This is a genomic window from Rhodanobacter sp. MP1X3 (genome assembly GCF_014207165.1).
Classification (GTDB): domain Bacteria; phylum Pseudomonadota; class Gammaproteobacteria; order Xanthomonadales; family Rhodanobacteraceae; genus Rhodanobacter.
The window spans coordinates 1-23,062 of sequence record NZ_JACHCO010000009.1; the positions used below are offsets into that span (position 1 = coordinate 1).

19 protein-coding genes and 3 tRNA genes are annotated in these 23,062 nt (G+C 60.3%); 7 read left to right on the forward strand and 15 right to left on the reverse strand.

Translation table 11 applies throughout. The annotated features are described in order from the left end of the window. Positions 1–54: 54 nt before the first annotated feature. Entirely contained in the window at positions 55–951 is an 897-nt protein-coding gene (locus HDE79_RS19330) for a LysR family transcriptional regulator (RefSeq protein ID WP_184604508.1), read from the forward strand. Between the two features lie 419 nt (positions 952–1,370). On the opposite strand, the gene HDE79_RS19335 is transcribed toward HDE79_RS19330, so the two are convergent. Beyond that, a complete protein-coding gene (locus HDE79_RS19335) occupies positions 1,371–2,126 on the reverse strand; it encodes a DeoR/GlpR family DNA-binding transcription regulator (RefSeq protein WP_184604510.1) in 756 nt (251 codons plus the stop codon). Between the two features lie 83 nt (positions 2,127–2,209). On the opposite strand from HDE79_RS19335, the gene HDE79_RS19340 reads away from it, so the two are divergent. Further along, positions 2,210–2,812 (forward strand): NUDIX domain-containing protein, encoded by a 603-nt coding sequence (locus HDE79_RS19340; protein WP_184604512.1) that lies wholly within the window; start codon positions 2,210–2,212, stop codon positions 2,810–2,812. A 75-nt stretch (positions 2,813–2,887) separates the two neighbouring features. On the opposite strand, the gene HDE79_RS19345 is transcribed toward HDE79_RS19340, so the two are convergent. After that, positions 2,888–3,208 (reverse strand): helix-turn-helix domain-containing protein, encoded by a 321-nt coding sequence (locus tag HDE79_RS19345; protein ID WP_184604514.1) that lies wholly within the window; start codon positions 3,206–3,208, stop codon positions 2,888–2,890. A gap of 127 nt (positions 3,209–3,335) precedes the next feature. Between HDE79_RS19345 and HDE79_RS19350 the strand changes: the two genes are divergently transcribed. Then, complete coding sequence (locus tag HDE79_RS19350; RefSeq protein ID WP_184604516.1) at positions 3,336–5,213, forward strand: aspartyl protease family protein; 1,878 nt, start codon at positions 3,336–3,338, stop codon at positions 5,211–5,213. A gap of 213 nt (positions 5,214–5,426) precedes the next feature. After that, on the forward strand, positions 5,427–6,632 hold the full coding sequence (locus tag HDE79_RS19355) for an MFS transporter (RefSeq protein WP_184604518.1): 1,206 nt from the start codon (positions 5,427–5,429) through the stop codon (positions 6,630–6,632). A gap of 28 nt (positions 6,633–6,660) precedes the next feature. Here the strand turns inward: HDE79_RS19355 and HDE79_RS19360 are convergent, their stop codons facing one another. Beyond that, entirely contained in the window at positions 6,661–7,671 is a 1,011-nt protein-coding gene (locus tag HDE79_RS19360) for a DUF4105 domain-containing protein (RefSeq protein WP_255488520.1), read from the reverse strand. A gap of 115 nt (positions 7,672–7,786) precedes the next feature. Between HDE79_RS19360 and HDE79_RS19365 the strand changes: the two genes are divergently transcribed. Next, complete coding sequence (locus HDE79_RS19365) at positions 7,787–9,712, forward strand: alpha/beta fold hydrolase (protein WP_184604519.1); 1,926 nt, start codon at positions 7,787–7,789, stop codon at positions 9,710–9,712. Here HDE79_RS19365 and eat read toward each other — a convergent pair. The 4 genes from eat to HDE79_RS19385 all read right to left on the reverse strand — a co-directional run bounded on the left by eat (position 9,696) and on the right by HDE79_RS19385 (position 14,389). Next, positions 9,696–11,072 carry an ethanolamine permease gene (gene eat / locus HDE79_RS19370; protein ID WP_184604521.1) on the reverse strand — a complete coding sequence of 459 codons (1,377 nt, stop codon included), beginning with the start codon at positions 11,070–11,072 and terminating at the stop codon, positions 9,696–9,698. The two genes, HDE79_RS19365 and eat, sit on opposite strands and share 17 nt — an antisense overlap. Then, positions 11,038–11,841, reverse strand: a complete 804-nt coding sequence (gene eutC / locus HDE79_RS19375; protein ID WP_184604522.1) for an ethanolamine ammonia-lyase subunit EutC — start codon at positions 11,839–11,841, stop codon at positions 11,038–11,040. Before eutC ends, eat begins: the two co-directional genes overlap by 35 nt. After that, positions 11,841–13,229 (reverse strand): ethanolamine ammonia-lyase subunit EutB, encoded by a 1,389-nt coding sequence (locus tag HDE79_RS19380; protein WP_184604524.1) that lies wholly within the window; start codon positions 13,227–13,229, stop codon positions 11,841–11,843. Before HDE79_RS19380 ends, eutC begins: the two co-directional genes overlap by 1 nt. Before the next feature lie 311 nt (positions 13,230–13,540). Beyond that, positions 13,541–14,389, reverse strand: coding sequence for an alpha/beta hydrolase (locus HDE79_RS19385; protein WP_184604526.1), 849 nt, complete (start codon positions 14,387–14,389; stop codon positions 13,541–13,543). Between the two features lie 176 nt (positions 14,390–14,565). On the opposite strand from HDE79_RS19385, the gene HDE79_RS19390 reads away from it, so the two are divergent. After that, on the forward strand, positions 14,566–14,730 hold the full coding sequence (locus tag HDE79_RS19390; protein WP_184604527.1) for a hypothetical protein: 165 nt from the start codon (positions 14,566–14,568) through the stop codon (positions 14,728–14,730). On the opposite strand, the gene HDE79_RS19395 is transcribed toward HDE79_RS19390, so the two are convergent. The 7 genes from HDE79_RS19395 to HDE79_RS19425 form a co-directional block, all read right to left on the reverse strand. Beyond that, positions 14,699–16,939: a beta-glucosidase gene (locus tag HDE79_RS19395; protein ID WP_343206008.1), complete on the reverse strand. Its 2,241-nt coding sequence runs from the start codon at positions 16,937–16,939 to the stop codon at positions 14,699–14,701. The two genes, HDE79_RS19390 and HDE79_RS19395, sit on opposite strands and share 32 nt — an antisense overlap. Before the next feature lie 184 nt (positions 16,940–17,123). Further along, a tRNA-Cys gene (locus HDE79_RS19400) sits at positions 17,124–17,197 on the reverse strand. A 97-nt stretch (positions 17,198–17,294) separates the two neighbouring features. Next, positions 17,295–17,370 (reverse strand) — tRNA-Gly (locus HDE79_RS19405). Between the two features lie 148 nt (positions 17,371–17,518). Then, positions 17,519–17,594, reverse strand: a tRNA-Gly gene (locus HDE79_RS19410). Positions 17,595–17,666: 72 nt separating this feature from the next. Then, positions 17,667–18,287 carry a CDP-diacylglycerol--glycerol-3-phosphate 3-phosphatidyltransferase gene (pgsA, locus tag HDE79_RS19415; RefSeq protein WP_184604529.1) on the reverse strand — a complete coding sequence of 207 codons (621 nt, stop codon included), beginning with the start codon at positions 18,285–18,287 and terminating at the stop codon, positions 17,667–17,669. 102 nt (positions 18,288–18,389) lie between these two features. Continuing rightward, positions 18,390–20,231, reverse strand: coding sequence for an excinuclease ABC subunit UvrC (gene uvrC / locus HDE79_RS19420; protein ID WP_184604531.1), 1,842 nt, complete (start codon positions 20,229–20,231; stop codon positions 18,390–18,392). A 9-nt stretch (positions 20,232–20,240) separates the two neighbouring features. After that, the gene (locus HDE79_RS19425) at positions 20,241–20,747 is read right to left on the reverse strand and encodes a low molecular weight protein-tyrosine-phosphatase (RefSeq protein WP_184604532.1); all 507 of its coding nucleotides are present in this window, start codon (positions 20,745–20,747) and stop codon (positions 20,241–20,243) included. Between the two features lie 162 nt (positions 20,748–20,909). Here HDE79_RS19425 and fabV point away from each other — a divergent pair, with 162 nt between their 5' ends. Then, complete coding sequence (fabV, locus tag HDE79_RS19430) at positions 20,910–22,112, forward strand: enoyl-ACP reductase FabV (protein WP_184604534.1); 1,203 nt, start codon at positions 20,910–20,912, stop codon at positions 22,110–22,112. A 76-nt stretch (positions 22,113–22,188) separates the two neighbouring features. On the opposite strand, the gene kdsB is transcribed toward fabV, so the two are convergent. Further along, a complete protein-coding gene (gene kdsB, locus HDE79_RS19435) occupies positions 22,189–22,965 on the reverse strand; it encodes a 3-deoxy-manno-octulosonate cytidylyltransferase (RefSeq protein WP_184604535.1) in 777 nt (258 codons plus the stop codon). Positions 22,966–23,062 lie beyond the last annotated feature (97 nt).

Here is a 23,062-nt window from a genome sequence, read left to right on the forward strand (position 1 = left end):
GAACCGCTGATAATGGCCTAGATTTCAATAACATTAATTCTCAAGGCGAATGGGTTGGATAGATTCCACGAATTAAGCGCCTTCATAGCCGTGGTTGAAGCAGGCGGTTTCACCGCCGCCGCGCGTAGAACCGGCGATTCACAGTCGGCGGTCAGTAAAGCTATCGGCGCGCTCGAGCAACGCCTCGGCGTCGTGCTGTTTAACCGAAATACGCGTAGCGTGACGCTTACGGACCAAGGGAGGAGATACTACGATCGAGCAAAACCACTTCTTGACGGTATGGATGACGCCGATAGCGAACTGACCAACAGCACGCATAATGTCTCGGGTCTAATCAGGATCGCTGCATCAGGTACTTTCGGTCGTCTTCATATTTTGCCCCTTATCCCCAACCTGTTAGCACTCCACCCCGGCCTTCAAGTAGATCTCGTTCTCTCGGACTTCGTGCGAGATATGGCGGAAGATGGAATTGATCTTGCGATACGCGTCGGACCCGTGAGCGATCCTGACGCGATCGCCAAGCGCGTGGCCAGCACTCCTCTGGTATGTGTCGGGTCTCGCCGCTACTTCGAGCAACGAGGAATACCAAAGACCCCCGCCGAGCTCGTCGATCACAATTGCCTTTTATATCGCGGCTTGACGGAGCCAACGCATTGGCCTTTTGTAGGGCCAGAAGGTCGATTTAGCGTGGCCGTACGCGGAAATCTCACGTCCAACAGTGTCGAAACGATCCGGGCTGGTGTGCTAGCCGGTGTCGGAATCGGCCGGTTTGCCAAGGTCTCCCTTGCCGATGATCTCCGAGATACCGACGTCATCACCGTTCTCGACGAATTCATGAGCGACGCCAGAGACATAAACCTCATCTGGCCAAGACGCCGCTTCGTGCCGGCGCGCGTGCGACGAGTCACCGATTTCTTCGCAGAGGCTATTCCGCAGCGGATTTATCCCTAAATTTTGGAGAAATGCTCGGCGATGGTCAGAAGTAGTGACCACTTGCGCTGCCGTCTGGGCCGGATGGCTGACTTGGTCAATGAAATGTCCACTCCAGTTCCCGCCCAACAATTTATTCAAGGTGGACGGCTTCGCCGCCACTTAACTCAAACGTTGAACGTCCGCTCTTGGCCGATCTGGGATGGTCGCGCAGATCTTCGCGGTGGTCTCTTGCCAGATCTTCACCGACCGGAAGGAATCACTAGAGCATGCCGTTCAATCACCCGCGGGGTGGCGGGTTTGGTAGCATTTTGGCTGGTGGGTTTGACAGCATTTCCGGTGGCCGACTTGAGTGTGGAATCGGCGGCGGGTTTGATCGGAATACGCAATCAGCTGACGGAAGAACAAGTAGCGATCCCGAATCGCTCGTTGCCGTAAATCTAGGTACGCAGGATGGTGATGCCCAATGCAGCTAGCGGCGCCGTCAATGCTTCAGGCGTTTCGCGTTCGACCACAATGGTGTTGGCCGCGGTGACTTCTGCTATGACGTAGGCGGAGGCAGCGTTGATCTTCTCTGCCGAGGCAAGCACCACAACCTCGGCGGCACGCGCAGCCAGTGCACGCTTGATGTACGCCTCTTCCAGATCGCCCGTACTCAGTCCTGCCGTGGGATGCACGCCGGTGACACCCATGAAGTACACGTCAGCACGAATATGTCCGATAGCCTCGATTGCCACGGCTCCTACCGTAACGACCGAATGCTTGAACAGGCGACCGCCGATCAGCACCACCTCGATGTGGGGATGACCAACCAGCTCAACGGCGATGCTGGGGCTGTGCGTGACAACAGTTGCCTGAAGCGTTGAAGGCAACTGCTTTGCCAACTGAACCGACGTGGTGCCGCCATCGAGGATGACGACCTGTCCGGGCAAGATCAGTTCTGCCGCTTTGCGCGCGATGGCCGACTTGGCCACCGTACTGATCTGCTGCCGCTGTACAAAATCGGCTGCGGCTGGGGATGAAGGCAATGCACCTCCGTGCACTCGTTGCAGCAATCCATCGCTGGCCAACTCGCGCAAGTCTCGACGAATGGTGTCTTCGGACACGCCGAAGGATTCGCTAAGTGCCTTGGCAATAACCTGACCGTCACGTTTGAGCGCGGCGAGAATGGCTTTTTTGCGATGGGTTGTCAGCATGATATATGCACGAAAATAATTGACATTGCACGATAATGCACAATAAAGTTTTTCGCGTGTCCTGTCCAGACAAGAGTCGTGCAATGACTGAAACCGCCGATCGGGTCCGCGTCATCGAGAGCCATGTGCTGTCCGACGATTGGTATCTGTTGAAGAAGACGGTATTCGATTTCCGCCGCGCTGATGGCCGCTGGCAGCGCCAGCAACGCGAGACCTATGACCGTGGCAACGGTGCCACGTTATTGCTCTATCAACTGACCTCGCGGCAGATTGTCCTGATCCGTCAGTTTCGTTTCCCTACCTACGTCAATGGCCACACCGGCATGATGATCGAAGCACCCGCTGGCCTGCTCGATCAAGCCACGCCAGAGCGGCGAATCCGCGCCGAGGTGGAAGAAGAAACAGGCTATCGCGTCGGTGAGGTGCGCAAAGTCTTCGAAGCGTTCATGAGCCCAGGATCCGTCACCGAAAAATTGTTTTTCTTTGTCGCTGAGTACGATGCGACATCGAAAGTTGGCACAGGCGGGGGCATTGAAGCCGAGGGCGAAGACATCGAAGTACTGGAGCTTCCATTCGATGAAGCACTGGCGATGGTTCGTCACGGCGAGATCGTCGACGGCAAAACCATCATGCTGCTTCAATACGCGGCGCTGCATATTTTTGATGCGCCAGAGCACGTCGCTTGACGCCATGACAGCACCAGCAGCGAGCTAAAGTAACAGCTCAGCACCACCACAAACACTACAGTGCGTCGACGCAACTCATGCGCGTCGCTGAATTTCTCTCGCCCTACTCTCACCATTGGTATCGTTTGATTGCACCGCGCCGACGTGATGTCGAGCGTAGTCAGTATCCAGTGCAAGGCGATGAGTTTGCCGGTGTGCCTGGGCCGTGCTTGCAGCATTAGATCGCACCTGCACCAAACCAACTTGCAGCAGTGCACGAAGATGGTAATAGAGGCCATCTTCGCGCCGACCGAGTTGTGATGCGAGTTCCGCAACCATCGCTGCAACACCCAAGGCCTGAATCGCAGTAGCAAGTTCAGCACGAATTGGCGTGGTCAGCGCAGCGATCTTTTGCATCCTCAATGAGGCTGTTCACAAGCTTTCTCTATGCCATCAGTTGGCTTGTCCATTTTGAAATTCAATGAAATTATTCAATTAAGCATTTTTTCGCACAAGCACCTGAATCGTCAAAACGGAGACGAACATGACGCACAGACTGCCCTTAAAGGCATTACTTGGCACAGTTGCTTTATTTCTTGCAGTGATGGCTCACGCCGACGATGCAAGTACCGTATTTGAGCGCTTCAAGGCAGCAAGCGGTGGTGCAATATGGGACGGCGTACATTCACTGCAGAGCGTCGGCACAGTGAAAGCAGGCGGGCTTAACGGTGAATTCCATATAACTCAGGATCTTCTGACAGGCCGCTCCAGCGAAAGCTACAAGGCCGGCCCGATTGATGGTGCGCAAGGCTATGACGGGAAGCGATCGTGGGAACGCGAGCCTGGTAGTGAAGTCGCCGTGCATGATGCTCCTGAAGCGATCAGGCGCGCGCGAAGCTCAGCGTGGGTCGATGCGCATGGTTATTGGTATCCGCAACGTATTGCCGCAGTCTATGGAAAAGTGGAAATACGCGAGCTTGAGGGCAAGAGTTATAGCGTTATCGAAGCAACGCCTGATAAGGGGGATCCAATCACGTTATGGATCGCGGCTGACACCGGTCTCCTTGCACGCATCGTCCAACGTCAAGGTCAGGACATCTCAACGACGGTGCTTGACGATTATCGCGATGTCGATGGCGTGCGTTTGCCGTTTCGCTATCTTACCGACCTGACCGACGCCGCCGGTCGCACGGATCCGCGCAACCACGAAGAAATCCAAATCGACCACATCAATGCCAATATCGCGGTATCCAATAGCGACTTTGCCGTCCCTGCAATGGTCTCTACTGCGCATATCGGTGACGCCAGTGGCATCACCAGCATTTCGTTTGATCTGGTCAACAACCATATTTATGTCAACGGCGCAGTGGATGGCAAGCCAGCACGTTTCATGGTCGATACCGGCGGTCAAAACTTGCTCACGCCATCGGCGGCGAAGAAATTCGGATTGAACAGCGAAGGCAAAATGGCCGCAGGTGGAGTGGGAGAGCAAAGCATCGATCTGGCGTTTGCTCGCGCGAAGCAAGTAAGCGTCGGTACGGCAACCCTCGCAAATCCGGTGTTCTTAGTAGTTGATCTAGGTGAACTGCCGAAGGTCGAAGGCGTTACGTTAGATGGTCTTGTTGGCTACGAGATGTTCCAGCGATTCGGCGTAAAAATAGATTACGCAAAAAGGCAGCTGACGCTTTCTGATCCGAAGAAATTTTCACCACCACCGGGCTCTACTGCAGTGGCATTCGACTTCGATGGTCATATGCCGATCGTGTCCGGCGTATTGGACAACATACCGGTGCGACTCAGTGTCGACACGGGTTCGCGTGACTCACTAACCATGAGCGCCCCGTTTGTGCATGCGCACGGCCTGATCGAAAAATACCAGGCTGCGCCAGAAAGCGTAACCGGTTGGGGGGTCGGCGGAGCATCACGCGGACACCCGGCTCGGCTGGGCGAGCTGCGGCTCGGTAACCAGAGCATCAACAATATTGCGGGCGACTTGTTCACCGGCACCAAGGGTGGCTTCACGAATCCCGACCTGGCGGGCAATCTCGGTGGTGGCGTGTTACGGCATTTTGTCGTTGCATTCGATTATGCAAACAAGAAAATGTACCTCGCACCAAACGCCGACTTTGGCAAACCCGACGCTTTCGATCGTAGCGGCCTGTGGCTGCTCACGGACAGTGACACGCTGAAAGTCGCCGATGTTGCCAAAGATAGCGCGGCTGAGCGTGCAGGTTTGCATGTCGATGACCGCATTCAATCAATCGATGGTGCGCCAATTTCCACAAAGTCACTCGCGGACTGGCGCCGTCAATTACGCGAACTGCCAGTTGGCACGAGAATGACTGTTGAATTTGAGCGCGGCGATAAAAGCAGTGACGCAACACTGATCTTGGCCGATCGGATTCCAGCCACGATGAAATAATCCGCACAACGTCAAAACCAAACCGACCACCTTCTTCGCATCGGATCGCGCCGCCTCAATCAACGGCGCGGAATTCGTGATCGATGGCGGAACGGTACCGACGGACTGATACAGGATTTTTGGGGCGCCGTCACGGGTTAACATAGGGCAAGTCTCAAACAGGTCCGATGGGCTGGTGTTTGAACCACGCTCCGACTCCAAGGATCTGCTGCCATGTCATCCTCTGCACCTGCTGAACCCGGCATTCGCGCCGTCGCGCCACACGGTGTCGGCATTGCCGAGATCTCGCTGGCGCTGGGAGGGTTGGCGATCGGTACGGCCGAATTCGCCGCCATGGGTGTGCTTCCCGAGATTTCCAGGGATCTTGGCGTTTCCGTGCCACAGGCAGGTCATCTGATCAGTGCCTATGCGCTGGGCGTGGTGGTGGGTGCGCCGGCGATCACGATCCTGATGGCGCGTACACCGCGCAAGGCCTTGCTCGTTGGCTTGATGCTGTTGTATGCCGTGGGCAATTTTGCGACGACGATTTTCCACAGCTACGGCGCTGTTCTCGTCTCGCGCTTCGTTGCCGGCCTTCCGCACGGTGCGTATTTCGGCGTGGCGTCGCTGGTGGCCGCTGCGATGGTGCCGCCATCCAAACGGGGCGAAGCCATCGGCAAGGTCATCATGGGGTTGAGCGTGGCCAATGTGCTTGGCGTGCCGGCGGCGACCTGGCTTGGCGAGACGTTTGGTTGGCACTCGACATTCATGGCCGTGGCGGTTATCGCGTTTCTTACGGCCGCGATGATTTATGTTTTCGTACCGAGCGTGACAGCGGATAAAAACGCCAGCCCGCTGACCGAGCTGGGTGCGTTGAAGCGGCCGCAGGTCTGGCTGACACTGCTGGCGGCAGCTATCGGCTTCGGCGGCATATTTGCGGTCTACAGTTACATCACTCCCCTGCTAACCGAGGTAACCCATCTGCCGCTGACGCGTGTACCGCTGATGTTGAGCTTGATCGGGATTGGCATGGTGGTGGGAAGCATCGTCTGCGGAAAACTCGCTGACCGATGGCTCAAGGGCACGATGATCGGTATGTACGCCTTTACCGCGCTCATACTGACCATCCTGGTCTTCGTGGCGCACTCGGCTTCGACCATGATTGCCGTACTGTTTCTGATCGGTGTCTGCACGATGGTGACAGTGAGTTTTCAAGCACGCCTGATGGATGTCGCGGGCCATGCCCAATCGCTGGCTGCTGCACTGAACCACAGCGCGTTCAATATCGCCAACGCCCTCGGCGCATGGCTGGGTGGCATAGCCATTGCCGCCGGCTATGGATGGACGTCGACCGGCTGGGTGGGTCTGGGCCTGTCGCTCATTGGTATCGGCGTGCTGATCTGGTCGTTCGCGCTCGACCGGAGAAAAATCTCCGCTTGAACCTCAATGCGCCCACGCCAGTTTCATCCTAGGGTCCGCGCAGACCCACACGTATCGCCCTGGAAAAATCATCCGTGGGCAGACTGGCTCTGGCCCGGTCGGTAACGCGCCCACGTCTGCGCAGCTCGTCAATCGATACGCTTTTATCGAGTGCGCCGATTTCATACAGGTATTCCGGCAGGTAACCGGTAAGCAGCAGGCGGACGTCGTACGGCAAGCCTGGGTCTATTCGCCGGGCCATGCCATAGACGATGGTGGTGCAGTTGGAAGTGATGGTGTTGTAGAACGCGGGCGTGGTCACCAGTTGGTTCGCCGCTTTTACGTAGGATAGAAACAGCTCGCGCATCGCTGCCTTGTCCATCCGCAGCGGATAAAGATAGTCATCCTCGCCACGAACATTTGTGCGCACACGAATGATATCGCGCTCGTCAGCCGCCGTAAGTACCATTTCGAACTGCTTGAAGAACCCGCCGATAGCCGAGTATTGCTGGCCGCGCTTCTTGCGAATCTCGACCGAAAAAACCACGTGGCGACCATCGCTGAAGCCGAACGAGATCATCGCGTGGGCAATGGCCTCGCTGCCCCAGTACGACAGCACGGCATCGGCCGAGACAAGTTGATCGAGATCGTAGGTGCGGGTATACCAGCGAATGTCGTGGTCGTCTTCGGTTCGCCAGGTGAAGTCGCGCACATTGGTCAGCGTGACGTGGCTGCCATCGATCGTGCCGCTCATCAGATGGGCCACGTCGTCCGCCCAGACGCGATTATTGGAAGGTGCAATGGTCGACCACCACGCCATCAGCGCGCCAAAGGCCAACACGTAGAAACCCAGCGGCAACCAGCTGCGACGACTGATCGCGAAAGCGGCCAGCGAAATCACCACGATCGCCCAGACCAGGCTGCCGATGGTCCGCACCACGGCGCCGCCAGGTAATTGAAACCACAGCGCCATCGCCCCCCATACGCCGGAAACGAACGTGACCAAGCCGACAAAGACACTGAGCACGGTGCGGCCAATCATCCAGCGTCTCTTGGTCATTTCGCCACAACTCCCATCAATAGTTGCAAGCGTGCCGGTTTGGCGGCGCAATGACAATTCGCACAACGGTGCTGGCTGTCATTGTGGTGAGGCTTTGCGCCGCTAGAATGCAAGCATGTCGATCAACTATCGAATAGGCGCATGGACGCTGCGAGGCATCGCCCTTGCCGGCCTCCTGGGCCTGTGTGCCTGCGCGATGGTGGACATGAAACACGTCACCTCGCGCGACTACGTTACCGACCGCCGCGCTGATGTGCTGGGTGCCAAGCGCCTCAGCGACAATACGGTGCAGGCATTGAACGTGGTGGCGCTGACCACCGACGGCTGCGAGAAAGCGTTCGCCAGCTGTTCGGATACCATTCTGCAATCGACCGGCCTCAACGAAGAGCAGCGGCTCTCGGCGCTCTCCGAGCTTTGGCTGGCGAAAGCTATCAAGAACACGAAGTCGAATGCCGCTGCGATGGATGACGAAGCGCTTGACGCTTATCTGCAGTCCGCACGCTATGCCTACGCCTATCTCTTCTACACGGCACGCAAGCCGTCCGATCGCGCGTTCGAACTGCGCCAGGTGCAGGTAATCGACTTCTACAATTTCTCCGTGCAGCGCGCGGTAACGCGCTTCTTTGAAGAGCTGCCGAAGCTTGGCTCGGACTGGACGCAGGCCTCGGTCGCCGGCTGGACCATCACGCACCCGCAGACCGATGTGCGGCTGTCGGGCGACGCGCAGGTGCCAGTGGAACTGATTCCCGCCGCGGGCCTGCGCTTCAAGGGGCTGCGCGATACCTATACCCGAGACGGCTTCGGCTCGGAATTCGTCGCCATGGCACCGCCGGATACCGACTCCGACGCCGTGCCATGGCGCAACCCCGACTATGTCTCGATGACCGGTGCGCTGGTGTTTGATGGGGCAACACTGAGTGACGTGCTCGCGACCAGACAGGTTCGGCTACTGGCCAAAGATCCGTATCGCGACGACACCATCACGCTCGCTGGGCGCGATGTGCCGCTGGCCGCCAACTTTACGGCGGCATACGGCGTGTGGCTGGCGCGCTCGGGATTTGCCAGCCAGTCGATCCGTTCGCTACTGGGCCGCGAAGGCGGCATCACCACACCGCGCGTGTTGCTGATGCAGCCATACGATCCGAACAGGCTGACCGTGGTGATGCTGCACGGACTGGCGAGCAGTCCCGAAGCGTGGATCAACGTATCGAACGAAGTCATGGGCGACGAAGACCTGCGCCGCAACTACCAGGTGTGGGAGGTCTACTATCCGACCAATGCCCCGGTCGCGGTGAACCTGGCGAATATCCGCAAGGCACTCGATGCGACGCTGAAGCACTTCGACCCGACGGGCAAGGCACGCGCGTCAAACAACATGGTGCTGGTCGGCCACAGCATGGGTGGCGTGATCGCGCGACTGCTGGTGTCGTCGAGCAACGAGCAGCTGTGGAACGTGATACCGGTGCGCGCCAACCTGTCTGAAGCCAAGCGTCAAAAGCTGCGCCAACGACTCGCGCCGTATCTGCAGTTCACCCCGATGCCACAGGTAACACGGGCCGTATTCATGGCCTCGCCACATCGCGGTACTCCACTAGCGCAAGGTCGACTGGCGCTGCTGTTTCGCGGACTGATCCGGCTGCCAGCAAGCCTGTTGGCGGAGGTAACGAATTTGTCCGACGTACTGAAGGATGCCTCGGCGACCGGCAAGCCCTTCCGTCTACCCAACAGCATCGACAACCTCAGCAACAAGGATCCTTTCATCATGGCGACCGAGAATCTGCCGATCTCGCCGCGCGTGCGCTATCACACCATCGTCGGCGTGTATAAATCCAACGGCGGCCCGCTGGCCACGAGCAGCGATGGGATTGTGCCCTACTCCAGCGCGCATCTGGCCGGCGCCGACTCCGAACTCGCCATACCGTCGTGGCACAGCGTGCAGGAAACGCCGGCGGCGATCCTCGAACTGCGTCGAATCCTTCGCCTGCAGGAAGCGACGACGAAACCATCGTCACCGGTGGCGACGATCAGCGCCGCGCGCTGAACTCACCGGGCTGTCCGCGCGCAATTCGCCCGCGCACAACCAACCAGTAGTACGCCGCGGCCAGCACAAACAAGCCGACAAAGATCGCGAACAGCACCGCGTTATAAAACACCATCGTCAACAGGCAGATCAGCGCAGTCACCAGCGCGATAAAGGGAAACCACGGATAGCACGGCGCGCGAAACGGCCGCTCCAGCGACGGCTCGGTGCGTCGCAGCCGCAGCAGCGCCAGCATCGAAACCAGATAAAGCACGACGGCGCCGAATACCGAAAGCGTGACGATATTCGCGGTCAACGGCTGGCCGCCAATCTGCACCCAGCGATCGGAATAGATCGCCGCCACGCCGACCACGCCACCCGCCAGGATCGCCCAGTGTGGCGTGCGTCGACGCGCACCCAGCTGTGCCAGGATGGTCGGTAAAAAGCCTGCGCGCGCCAGCGCAAAGATCTGCCGCGAGTAGCCCATGATGATGCCGTGAAACGAGGCGATCAGTCCGAACAGACCAATCGCCACCAGCATGTGCAGCCAGCCGCTGTGGCTGCCCACGACCACGCGCATCGCCTGCGGCAATGGATCGTTGATGTTGGCCAACGTGCGCCAGTCACCTACACCGCCGGCGAACAGCATGACGCCAAAAGCCAGCACGGCCAACGTGCCAATACCGGCGATATAGGCGATCGGCACGGTGCGCCGCGGATCGCGCACTTCTTCGGCAGCCATGGCCGCGCCTTCGATCGCCAGATAAAACCAGATCGCAAACGGAATCGCCGCCACGATGCCGCCCAGCGCCTTGGCATCGAGCGAGGCATGACCGGCCCATCCGTTGGCGGTGAAATGCTGCCAGGCAAAGCCGGGGGCGACCACGCCCATGAACACCAGCAGCTCGATGATCGCCAGCAGCGTGACGATCAGTTCGAAGGTCGCCGCGATGGTCACGCCGGCGATGTTCAGCGCCATGAAAACCACATACGCGCCGACCGCCACCAGCTTCGGTTCCAGCGCGGGAAACTGCACGTTGAGGTAGGCACCGATCGACAGCGCGATCGCCGGCGGCGCAAAGACAAACTCCACCACCGTAGCGAAGCCAGCGACCAGCCCACCCCAGGCGCCGAACGCGCGATAGCTGTAGGCAAACGGCCCGCCGGCGGACGGAATCATCGTCGTCAGTTCGGTGTAGCTGAAGATGAAAGTCACATACATCACCGTGATGAACACGGCGGTGACCAGAAATCCCAGTGTGCCCGCGCTGGCCCAGCCGTAGCTCCAGCCAAAGTATTCGCCCGAGATCACCAGCCCCACGGCAATGCCCCATAGGTGAAAACCGCTAAGTGTTTTCTTCAAGCCTGCTGCTGTGTTCATCCGAGATGCCCGCCTGTGATGAAAGATCAGGTTTGAGTGCCGTGCCCGTCAGCTTGCGCTGGCGTGCTTCATGGGCCAGCCACGCCAGCAGCGTGGCGGCCCGTTCGTAGCTGAGTCCGTCCGTGTGGATATTGGAGATGCAGTTGCGCAGCGAATCCGCCTGCCCCGGCTGCGGTGCCCAGGTCAGATAGACACCGAGACTATCGGCGACGCTGAGGCCCGGCCGTTCGCCGATCAGCACCGCGACCATGCGCGCTCCCAGCCGTTGCGCGATGGCGTCGCCAAGGCCGACGCGCGCCTGCGTCGCCAGTACGATCGGTGCCATCGACCAGTCGCTGAGTCGTGCAGTGCAGGCGTCGAGCATCGCGACCGAATGATTCATCGCCGCGCGCGCCGACAAACCATCGGCGATCACGAAGACGAGGTCGTACTCGCCGCGGGCTGCGTCAAGGGCATCTTCGCCCGCGCCCAGTTCGCGTCCCCAATCGGGCCGCAGCAGATAACTCTGCCGGTTGGTGGCGCGACTGCCGACCTCGATGCACTTACGGGGCATCAGGGCCTTGCGCAGCACGTCGATGTCCAGCGCCGCATGCACCGCGTCGCGTGCCTGACTCGCGGCAGCCTGGAAATTCAGCAGCTCCTTCGTTGGCAAGGCATCGCCGGTTCTGCCGAGTCCAATGCGTGCGCGGGTGAACTGGCGCAACCGCGCAAACGGATCGCGCGCCTGCTCGTCAATGATATGCCCATCGACAGCACGCTCGTCACTCATCAGGTCGGCGCCCCCAGCAACCGTCGCAGCGGCGCCCCGCCCGTTTGCGGCGGCGGCAGCCGACCTTCACCATCGAGCATGCCCATCTGCGCCAGCCAGCGTTCGAACTCCGGTGCCGGCTTCAATCCGCGCGCATGGCGCAGGCCGAGCACGTCGTGGAACGACAGGCTCTGGTAGTTGAGCATCACGTCATCCGCGCCCGGCACCGCGATCAGGAAATTGACGCCGGCGTTGGCGAGCAGATGCATCAGCACGTCCATATCGTCCTGATCCGCTTCGGCGTGATTGGTGTAGCAGACGTCGACACCCATCGGCAGCCCGAGCAACTTGCCGCAACAGTGATCCTCCAGACCCGCACGGATAATCTGCTTGGCGTCGTAGAGATATTCCGGGCCGATAAAGCCAACCACGGTATTCACCAGCAGCGGATCGAACGCGCGTGCCACCGCATAGGCGCGCACTTCCAGCGTCTGCTGATCGACGCCATGATGCTGACCGGCCGACAACGCGCTGCCCTGCCCGGTTTCGAAATACATGGCGTGTTGGCCGACCGTGCCGCGTTTGAGCGAACGCACCGCATCGTGCGCCTCGCGCAGCAGCGACAGGTTGACGCCAAAGCCGGTATTCGCGCCCTCGGTACCCGCCACCGACTGGAACACCAGATCCAGCGGCGCGCCGCGCTCGATCGCCTGCACCGAGGTGGTGACATGCGACAGCACGCACGACTGCATCGGTATATCGAAGCGTTGGCGCAAATCGTCGAGCAGCTTCAGCAGCGTGATGCAGTCGGACAGGCTGTCGCCGGCCGGATTGATGCCGATGACCGCATCCCCCATGCCGAACAGCAGACCGTCCAGCACGGCCGCCGCGATGCCGGCCGGGTCGTCGGTCGGATGATTGGGCTGCAACCGGCTCGCCAGCGTGCCCGGCAAACCGATCGTGCTGCGAAACGCCGTGACTACCCGACACTTGGCGGCCACGGCGATCAGGTCAGAGTTGCGCATCAGCTTGGACACCGCCGCGACCATCTCGGGCGTCAAACCAGGCGCCAACGCGCCGAGCGTGGCGGCATCCGCTTCGTACGAAAGCAGCCAGTCGCGAAACTCGCCGACGGTGAGGTGCGCAACGGCAGCAAAGGCAGTGGCGTCATGCGTGTCGACGATCAGCCGGGTCACCTCGTCTTCCTCGTAGGGAACCAAGGCCTGTTCGAGGAAAGTCTTCAGCGGCAGATCGGCCAACGCGAAGCGAGCGGCGACGCGCTCTTCTTCATTCGTTGCCGCCAGTCCCGCCAGCTCGTCACCGGAGCGACGCGGAGACGCGCACGCCATCAGCGCGCGCAGGTCCTCGAAACGATAATGGGTGGAACCCACGGCCGCGGTATAGGCCATCGACTTGCCCTCTCGCCGGTCGATTCGATACTAGCGGTCATTTTGTGCATTGCGCAACGACAGATCGCTCTACCCTGCATTTCCCTACTCAGGGTGGTGCCTAACCCACCGCCGGCAGGCTGATGAAACTGGCGTTGCTCACCTCGTGCTATACGCGTTGGGGTTGGACGGTACTTGATCCGGGTACACATCGATCAGCGTCATCACCCAGTCGCTATCGCTGCTACAACATCTATCGACAACTCCTCCCGCTTCACATCGATGGCTCGATGTTTATTGTCTCGGACACAGCATCCCGATGGCCGCAACAATCATGCTGTCGGCAGGCGATCCAGCCAGTCGCCCATCTGCTTCATAACCTGGATTCGCGCCGGCTCGGCCTCGTTCATCAGCTCGTGGTAGAGCGCGGCGAAATGGCGCGTGGTCAGCTGGTTGGTCGCCCATGCTCCGGCGGCGAAATCGGTGCTGCCGGAAGGATCGACCAGCTTGTCGGCACCGGCAACCAGCAAGAGCGTCGGCACTTTCAACAGGGCTGAATCGGCAATGCAGGCGGCGCCTACGCGGAAAATGAAGTCGGCCAGGCGCGGCGTAATTTTGTTGAAAACCAGCGGATCGTTGAGGTAGCCCGCAATGACCGAGGCATCGTGCGAAAGGTCGTCGACCTTCAGACCATTGCTCAGCGGCAGATTCGGCAGCACCGACGCCAACACGTGGGCCAGCTTTCGCATGCCCGCGCCTTCCCAACTGCGCAGCGCCGGGGATGTCAGCAGCATTGCGCCGGGTTTGATACGGCCATCCAGCACGGTACGTGCCGCAACCAGGCCTCCCATGCTGTGACCAAGCAACAGTGGTGGCCTCGAATGCCCGGTGGCGTAGTCGTTATAGACAGCCGTCAGATCGGTCAACAAATCGTCGTCGTGGCGCAGTGCACCTCGCGGACCTTGTGTTTGCCCATGTCCGCGCTGGTCGTAGCTACGTACATCAAAGCCGCGCGCCTGGAACCAGGCGGCAACGTGCCGATAGCGCCCGCTGTGCTCGCCCAAACCGTGCACGAACAGCACGGCTCGCTTGGCATCCGGCAGTGGCCAGCTGCGACGGCGAAGTATCTGCCCGTCGGCCATGCGCTGATCGTCAAGCAGTCCGTCGTCTGCGCTGTTCATCGCACTGGACACGCCAGATTTTGCCGCTACGCCCATGGTCCAGCCCGGTCCTGAGTCAGAGATTGCGCATCATGCTACGAGCCGCACTGCTGTTGCCACTATCTGGTGTGAGCAACGACCGATATTTCACCTGGTCATGTATATTTTTTGAGCCATCGCGCTTGAAGAGACTTCCCATGGGCTGTCTACCCGTACCTCTGTTTTTTCTGATCGGCTTCGGTATCGGCTACTTCGTCGACGGCCAACACGGCGCGCTCTGGGGCGCCGGCATCGGGCTGGTTATCGGGTTGATTGGCATGGTTGTCATGATCAAGGCGATGCGTGGGAGCGACGGGCGCTGAAGGTGGCTGCAGGGAGATCGACGCTTGTGTCGCCCTCGAATGAGGTCGCCGAATGTCCCAACTGGATGTGATAGCTACCGCCCGGCCGGCGCCAGTTTTTCTCCGTGGCATCGAACTCGGCGAGGATGCGCGGATCAGCGATGATTTCCACATGATGCGTCGCGACCTTCTTCAACGTGATCCGACTCCAACCGGCCAGTCGACGCGACTGCTTTTCCCCAGGCAGCGTGAGGTAAACCTGCGGCACATCAATGCCATCACGAGCGCCCCGATTGGTGACATCAAACGCGACGGTCAGTTTTCCGTTTTCCCATTTCGCCTGCAGCTTGCTGTAACCGAAGTTTGTATACGTAAGCCCGTAGCCGAACGGAAACAGCGGCTCGATATTTTGCCGCTGAAACCAGCGATAGCCGACATCGGCACCCTCGATGCGGTAGTCGACGGTGTCGGCAGGCTGGCCTTGCGGAGGTACACCGATCGACGCCAAGCCAGCACCGGGAATCTGCGGTCGTGGCAACTGCGACTCATCCTTCGGCCAGGTCAACGGCAGACGGCCTGACGGAGCCACCTCACCGAACAACAACCGCGTGATAGCTTCACCGCCGCGTGCCCCCGGATACCAGGCCTCCAACACCGCACTGGTTTGATCCAGCCACGGCATGTTTACCGGCCCGTTGTTTTCCAGCACCACGATGGTGTGCGGATTGGCCTTGGCAACGGCAGCGACCAGCGCATCCTGATTGTCGGGCAGCATCATGTTCGGTCGATCGAACGACTCGGCATCCCACTGTTCGACGAACACCACGGCCACATCGGCGTGCGCTGCCAGTTGGCCAGCCGCTGCAACATCGTGGCCGTCGTTGAACTGGACCTTGCCCGGCAAGCGCCGGCTGATCGCTTCCAGCGGCGCGGAAGGCTGATAAACGCGTGGCCCTGGCCAGCCATCCGGCGGCAGACCAGGTACCGCATTGCCGGCAGGCGGATACACCACCGACGAGCCGCCACCGCTGAGCACACCCTTGTCAGCATGACCGCCAATCAGCGCGATCGATTTGAGCGATCCCGACAGCGGCAGCAGACCGTGCTCGTTGCGCAACAACACAGCACCGGCTTCTTCCGCACGCAGAGCGACTTCGCCATCAGCGGCGAAGTCGATGGGCGCTGCCTTTGCCGGCTGATCGATCACCCCCACGGCAAACATGCTGCGCAGAATGCGTCGAACCATATCGTCGACGCGTGACTGCGGCACCGCACCGGAAGCGATGGCCGCGCGCAGCGGCTGATCAAAATACACCGTCGGGTCGAATACTTCGCCCGCCGATTCCTGATCGAGCCCGGCCAGCGCGGATTTGCCGGCGCTATGCACGGCGCCCCAGTCGGACATCACGTAACCGGGATAATCCCAGTCGCGCTTCAGCACGGTGTTGAGCAACCAATCGTTTTCACAGGCGTACACCGCATTGAAGCGGTTGTAGGCGCACATCACCGAACCGGGATGGCCGATGCCGATGGCGATCTCGAACGCCAGCAGATCGGACTCGCGCGCGGCGGGCTCGTCGATCTGCGCGCTGAGCGTATTGCGCCCGGTTTCCAGTGCATTGAGCGCGTAGTGCTTTACGGTGGCGATGACTTTTTGATCCTGCACGCCACGCACCGCGTTACCCGCGATGGTGCCGGCCAGCAGCGGATCTTCGCCGGCGTATTCGAAATTGCGGCCATTGCGCGGATCGCGTTCAAGGTCGACACCACCGACCAGCATCACGTTGAAACCTTTTTTTCTTGCCTCACCGCCGATCATCGCGCCGCCAGCGTAGGCGATCTGCGGATCGAAGCTGGCAGCCGTCGCCAGACCGCTGGGCAGCGACGTCGCACCACCGCTCTTGTCTGCTTTTGCCACACCCAGTCCGGCGTCAGTCTCCTGCAATGCCGGCAGGCCGAGGCGAGCCAACGCCGGTACGTAACCAGCCGAGGTAAGCGCACCTGGTGGCATCGCCCTGCCCTGACTCGGTTGACCGAAGTCGGCGCGGATCAACCGGAACTTTTCATCCTGCGTCATCGCCTTGAGCACCAGCGTCGCGCGTTGATCGGGGGACAGCGATGTATTCATCCACGATCGCGCCACTGGCGCGCTAGAGGCTGTCGCCCATGCCATGGCAGCCACGCTGCCGACGAAGAACAATCCCGCTCCCAGATGGTTTGCGCGTGCCAAAGTGAACTCCTTTCTCGTTCAAGTCGACAACAAGGATGCCACGCTCGGTCAGGCGATGTCCGTGAACATGGTTCAGCCCAGAGGCTGCTGGCAGAACGCAAATGCCGTTGCAACATGGCAAAAGCAGGCAACAAAAAACCCGCTCGACGGCGGGTTTTCAGGGCTGCTTGCAGCCACAACGCAATGGAGGCCTAGGTCGGAATCGAACCGGCGTACGCGGCTTTGCAGGCCGCTGCATGACCACTCTGCCACCAGGCCATTGCGTGCTACTTCGCGATCATTCTTATCGAATCAGAATGATCGCAGGTTGCCTCTAAAAAACAAAACCCCGGTAGTCCGAGGCTTTGCTGAAAACTGGAGCGGGAAACGAGACTCGAACTCGCGACCCCGACCTTGGCAAGGTCGTGCTCTACCAACTGAGCTATTCCCGCAACTGAGCGGCGAATCATAGCAGAAGCAACTCGCCTGTGAATACCCGCCGCATCAAATGCCACTCTGATTTGCCGCTTTTTGAGCAACTACCAGCACGCAAGTCCCAAACGGCAAAGCTCCGAACAAGTCGGGGCTTTGCTTGAAAACTGGAGCGGGAAACGAGACTCGAACTCGCGACCCCGACCTTGGCAAGGTCGTGCTCTACCAACTGAGCTATTCCCGCATTGGAGCCGGGCATTCTAATACGTGAATGCGGATCGTCAACCCCGCGCCTCCCGATTTCGCACGATTGACCTCACGCCTCGTGATCAGGCTTGCTGGCGCCTTGCGCCACAGGCACATCGCCGCGAAGCATCGGCCATGCCGCGCGCAGGTAATAAACGCCAGACCAGATGGTGAGGATACCGGCGATTACCAGCAGGCCTTCGCCGATGTGATACAGCCGCAAGGCAGTAGCCTCTTTCTCGTGCTGCACGATCAGCACCACCAGTGCCACCATCTGCATGATGGTCTTGAGCTTGCCGACCAGCGCCACCTTCACTGTGGCACTCATGCCTATTTCAGCCATCCATTCGCGCAATGCTGACACACTGATCTCGCGACCGACGATGACGGCCGACGTCAGTGCCAGCAGGATGCTCGACCAGCCACTGGTCGGATCGGATTCGACCAGCAAAAACAGCGTCACCGCCACCATCAGCTTGTCGGCGACCGGATCGAGAAACGCGCCGAACGCTGAGGTCAGGTTCATACGGCGCGCCAGGTAACCGTCCAGCCAGTCGGTAATCGCCGCGAGCACGAACACGATGGCCGCGGTGATGTTGTGTCCCGGAAACGGCAGGTAAAACACCGCGACCATCACCGGCAGCAACGCGACACGGAAGAGAGTCAGCCAGGTTGGCAGGTTGATGCGCATTTGAAGTCCAATGGTTTGTTGCAGTGTCGCATGGCATAGCTTCAACGGATGAACAAAAACTTCAGGGATCAAGCGGAAAATACAAAATCCGGACCAGAAATTTCACGGATGCAGACTGGCATAGATTCGCTCTGCCAGACCACGATCAATACCCTTTATCTGCATCAGCTCCTCGACGCCTGCGCTCTCGACACCGGACAAACCGCCGAATGCCTTGAGCAGCGCCGAGCGACGGCGTGCGCCGATGCCAGGTACGTCTTCCAACACGCTGCGCTCGCGAGCCTTTTCGCGCCGCTTGCGATGACCGCTGATGGCAAAGCGATGGGCCTCGTCGCGTACCGCCGCCACCAGATGCAGCGCCGGCGATGACGAACCGGGATGCAGCTCGCGACCAAGACTGCCGGCGGCCTTGCGCGCCAGTACCAGGGTCTCCTCGCCTGCGCGCCGGCCTGGCCCTTTGGCGACGCCAACCACTTCGATACCGGTGACGCCCAGTTCGCCCAGCACATCCAATGCCTGCGCTACCTGGCCGTTACCGCCGTCGATCAGCAATACGTCGGGCTTCGCGCCTTCGCCGTCGGCCACCTTGCGGAAACGCCGGGTCAGCGCCTGATGCATAGCGGCATAATCGTCACCCGGCGTGATGCCCGCGATATTGAAGCGGCGGTAATGCGATTTCTCCGGCCCCTCAGGCCCGAATACCACGCACGAAGCGACGGTGGCCTCGCCCATCGTATGGCTGATGTCGAAGCACTCGATCCGTCTGGGCGAAAAATCCAGCTCAAGCACTTTCTGCAGGTCGTCAAAGCGCGTGCCCAGTGTCTGCCGGCTGGCCAGCCGGGCCGTCAGCGAGGCGCGCGCATTGCGCTGGGCCATCTGCAGGAATTGCGCGCGATCGCTGCGCACGCTGGATTTCAGCTCCACCACGTGACCGGACTGTTCGGCCAGCAGCTCGGCGAGCATGGCCTGGTCGGCAATCGGCTCACCGAGAATCAGCTCACGTGGCACCGGCCGGTCGAGGTAGTACTGCGCGATGAACTGCGCCAGCACGTCGGGCGATTCGGCATCCAGCGGCAACCGCGGAAAGAAATCGCGTGTACCCAGGCTGATGCCGTTGCGGAAAAACAGCACGCTGACGCAGGCGATGCCCGATTCGATACTGCAGGCAATCACGTCCATGTCAGCGCTGGCGCCCTGCACGTGATACTGCGCCTGCAGTTGGCGCAGGGCCGCTACCTGATCACGCAGGATCGCCGCGCGTTCGAACTGTAACGCCTTGCTGGACTGCTCCATCGCCTCGCCCAGCTCGTCGAGCACGGCGTTGCTGCGGCCTTCGAGAAACATCTGCGCATGGCGCACGTCGCTGGCGTAATCGTCCACGCCGATCAGCTGTACGCACGGCGCCGTGCAACGGCCAATCTGGTGCTGCAGGCAGGGCCGCGAACGGTTGCGGAAATAGCTGTCCTCGCACTGGCGCACCTTGAACAGCTTCTGCATCAAGCTGAGGCTTTCACGCACCGCGTAAGTGCTCGGATAAGGTCCGAAAAACTTGCCCTTGAGGTTCTTCGCGCCTCGATGAAACGCCAGCCGCGGGTAATCCTCGCCGGTCGACAGATAGATATATGGATAGCTTTTGTCGTCACGCAGCAGGATGTTGTAGCGCGGCTTGAGCGACTTGATCAGCTGCGATTCCAGCAGCAGCGCCTCGCCCTCGGTGCGGGTGACTGTGATCTCGACACGGGCTATCTGCGACACCATCGCCGCAATGCGCGGCTCCATCCGTGGTTTCAGGAAATAGCTGCCGACGCGCTTTTTGAGATTGCCCGCCTTGCCGACGTAAAGCAGCTCACCTTCATCATTGAAATAGCGATAGACGCCAGACGAGGTCGTCAGCGTCTGAACAAAGACTTTGCCGTCGAATGACTGCTGTTGGGGAACCTGCATGCCGAGACTTTAGCGCGCCGCGCTGCGTGATGACGCTGCCAACGACTCGCCGCGCCGAAGTCGACCGATCAAACCATCCACACCCTGCTCCGCCAGCTTCAACACATGACGAAAGGCATCCAGGTCCTCGTAGTAAGGATCGGGCACGATCGGTGGGACATGCCGGTCCAGGCGGGCCGCATCGAGGAAGAGGCTCACACGAGCGTTGTCATCGGCGGGGCTGCGTTCGCGCAGCAAGGCAAGGTTGTCATCGTCCATCGCCAGGATCGCCTCGAAGCGACTGAAATCATCGGCAGTCAGCTGCCGCACGCGATGATCGAGCAGACTGTAGCCTGCTTCCTCGGCGACGCGTATCGAGCGGGGATCCGCACCCTGCCCCACGTGCCAGCCTCCGGTACCGCAGGAATCCACCGCGACCGACAGCCCTGCGTCAGCAAACCGCCGGCGAGCCACCGCAGCCACCAACGGCGAGCGACAGATATTGCCCAGGCAGACGAAGAGTATCGATGAAGTCATGGTGTGAAGATGTTCGAGAAAACCATTCTGCTTTTTAGATGGGGCCGTAGACCCCGCGAGCAAGGACTGCGGGACACGATTCACCCGCGTTGCGCAATGCAGAGCCACACTGGCATCGAGCAGGCTAAAATGGGGATCGGCCCACGTCAAAGGAAACACCGAGTGATCATTCATCCCAAGGTTCGAGGCTTTATCTGCATCACCGCGCATCCCGTGGGTTGCGCGAAGAATGTGCAGGAGCAGATCCAGATCACCGAGGCGCTGGACAAGCCATCGATCGGCCCCAAGCGTGTGCTGGTGATCGGCGCTTCGACCGGCTATGGCCTGGCCAGCCGCATCACCGCGGCGTTCGGCTATGGCGCGGCGACCCTGGGTGTTTTCTTTGAAAAGCCGGGTACGGAAAAGTGCGGCACAGCCGGCTGGTACAACGCCGGCGCGTTCGACAAACTGGCCAAGCAGGCCGGCCTTTTCAGCAAATCGATCAATGGTGACGCGTTTTCGAATGAAGCACGCCAGCACGCCATCGATATCATCCGCAATGAGATGGGCGGCCAGATCGATCTGGTGGTCTATTCGCTCGCCTCGCCCGTGCGCAAGCTGCCCGGCAGCGGTGAACTGAAGCGCTCAGCGCTCAAAACCATCGGCGAGGTTTATACCGCCACCACGGTCGACACCAACAAGAACGCCGTGGTCGAAGTCTCGGTGGAACCGGCGACGGAGCAGGAAGTTGAAGACACCGTCGCCGTGATGGGCGGCGAGGACTGGTCGCTCTGGATCGACGCGCTGAGCGAGGCCGGCGTGCTGGCGGACAACGCCAAAACCGTCGCTTACAGCTACATCGGCACCGAAATCACCTGGCCGATCTACTGGCATGGCGCGCTGGGCCGGGCCAAGCAGCATCTCGATCGCACCGCCAGCGAATTGCGCGAGCGGTACAAAGCGAAAGGTCTTGCCGCGAACGTGGCCATGATGAAGTCCGTCGTGACCCAGGCCAGCGCAGCGATTCCGGTACTTCCGCTGTATATCGCGCTGGTGTTCAAGGTGATGAAGGAAAAGGGCCTGCACGAAGGCACCATCGAGCAGGCCAACCGCCTTTTCCGCGAGCATATGTACCGCGCCGACGGCCAGGCACCGGTGACCGATGACGAGCACCGTCTGCGGCTGGACGACTGGGAGCTGCGCGAAGACGTACAGGCACGCTGCAAGGAACTGTGGCCGCAAGTCACTACCGAGAACCTGTTCGAGATCAGCGACTACGCCAGTTACAAGCACGAGTTCCTCAAGCTGTTCGGCTTCGAGCGCAAGGACGTCGACTATGACGTGGATGTGCCGACCGTACTCGCCTTTGATTGCGACGAGCTTTGAGTGATCCTACGCCGTCAGCTCAACGACACGACGGCGTATATCTCAATCTGCGGATAGATTGATCAGCCCTGGTTGATCAGCGCTGCGCCAGCAGCCACTGCTCGGCACGCTGCAGGTCTTCGAGCGTGTCGATGCCAGGCGGAAACGGTTCGGGCGTCATGCGCACGGCGATGGCGTAACCATGCTCGAGCACGCGCAGCTGCTCCAGCGACTCGGCCTGCTCCAGTACCGTGCGCGATAGCGTGGTGTATTGCTTGAGAAAGCCCGCGCGGTAGGCGTAGATGCCGATATGCCGCAGAAATGGCAGCTCGACCGGCAGCGTGTCACGACTGATCGCGAAGGCGTCGCGTGCCCACGGCAGCGGCGCGCGGCTGAAGTACAACGCACGGCCATTGACCGCACGCACCAGCTTCACCACGTTGGGATCGAACAGCTCGTGTGCTTCGGCGATCACGGTGGCCAGCGTGGCCATCGACGCATCGTCCTCGGCCAGCGCACGCGCCACTTCGCGAATACCCGCCGCCGGCGCAAACGGCTCGTCACCCTGCAGGTTCACCACAATGGCGTCATCGGCCCAGCCGTAATAAGCGGCGCATTCGGCGAGCCGGTCGCTGCCGGAGGCGTGATCCGGACGCGTCATGCAGATATCGACACCCTGCCCGACCAGTGCATCGGCGATGCGTTGATCATCCACTGCCACTACCACCTGACTCGCACCTGCCTGCAGCGCACGCTGGGCCACCCGCACCACCATCGGCACGCCCGCAATGCTTCGCAGCGGTTTGCCTGGCAAGCGGGTCGACGCGTAACGGGCCGGGATGGCGACAATGAAGTCGGGTACAGCGTCAGTCATGAGAGTCTCTCGGCATGGGAGCCAAGGCTAGGAGCCTGGGCAGCAGAAACACAAGCGGCGGCGGCGGCGCTCTTTTGGCCAGCTTTTCCGCTCCTTT

Coding starts and splice junctions, on each gene's coding strand:
- HDE79_RS19335 (WP_184604510.1), bottom strand. CDS start 2,126: ATGCTGACAACCCATCGCAAAAAAGCCATTCTCGCCGCGCTCAAACGT.
- HDE79_RS19340 (WP_184604512.1), top strand. CDS start 2,210: ATGACTGAAACCGCCGATCGGGTCCGCGTCATCGAGAGCCATGTGCTG.
- HDE79_RS19345 (WP_184604514.1), bottom strand. CDS start 3,208: ATGCAAAAGATCGCTGCGCTGACCACGCCAATTCGTGCTGAACTTGCT.
- HDE79_RS19350 (WP_184604516.1), top strand. CDS start 3,336: ATGACGCACAGACTGCCCTTAAAGGCATTACTTGGCACAGTTGCTTTA.
- HDE79_RS19355 (WP_184604518.1), top strand. CDS start 5,427: ATGTCATCCTCTGCACCTGCTGAACCCGGCATTCGCGCCGTCGCGCCA.
- HDE79_RS19360 (WP_255488520.1), bottom strand. CDS start 7,671: ATGACCAAGAGACGCTGGATGATTGGCCGCACCGTGCTCAGTGTCTTT.
- HDE79_RS19365 (WP_184604519.1), top strand. CDS start 7,787: ATGTCGATCAACTATCGAATAGGCGCATGGACGCTGCGAGGCATCGCC.
- eat (WP_184604521.1), bottom strand. CDS start 11,072: ATGAACACAGCAGCAGGCTTGAAGAAAACACTTAGCGGTTTTCACCTA.
- eutC (WP_184604522.1), bottom strand. CDS start 11,841: ATGAGTGACGAGCGTGCTGTCGATGGGCATATCATTGACGAGCAGGCG.
- HDE79_RS19380 (WP_184604524.1), bottom strand. CDS start 13,229: ATGGCCTATACCGCGGCCGTGGGTTCCACCCATTATCGTTTCGAGGAC.
- HDE79_RS19385 (WP_184604526.1), bottom strand. CDS start 14,389: ATGAACAGCGCAGACGACGGACTGCTTGACGATCAGCGCATGGCCGAC.
- HDE79_RS19390 (WP_184604527.1), top strand. CDS start 14,566: ATGGGCTGTCTACCCGTACCTCTGTTTTTTCTGATCGGCTTCGGTATC.
- pgsA (WP_184604529.1), bottom strand. CDS start 18,287: ATGCGCATCAACCTGCCAACCTGGCTGACTCTCTTCCGTGTCGCGTTG.
- uvrC (WP_184604531.1), bottom strand. CDS start 20,231: ATGCAGGTTCCCCAACAGCAGTCATTCGACGGCAAAGTCTTTGTTCAG.
- HDE79_RS19425 (WP_184604532.1), bottom strand. CDS start 20,747: ATGACTTCATCGATACTCTTCGTCTGCCTGGGCAATATCTGTCGCTCG.
- kdsB (WP_184604535.1), bottom strand. CDS start 22,965: ATGACTGACGCTGTACCCGACTTCATTGTCGCCATCCCGGCCCGTTAC.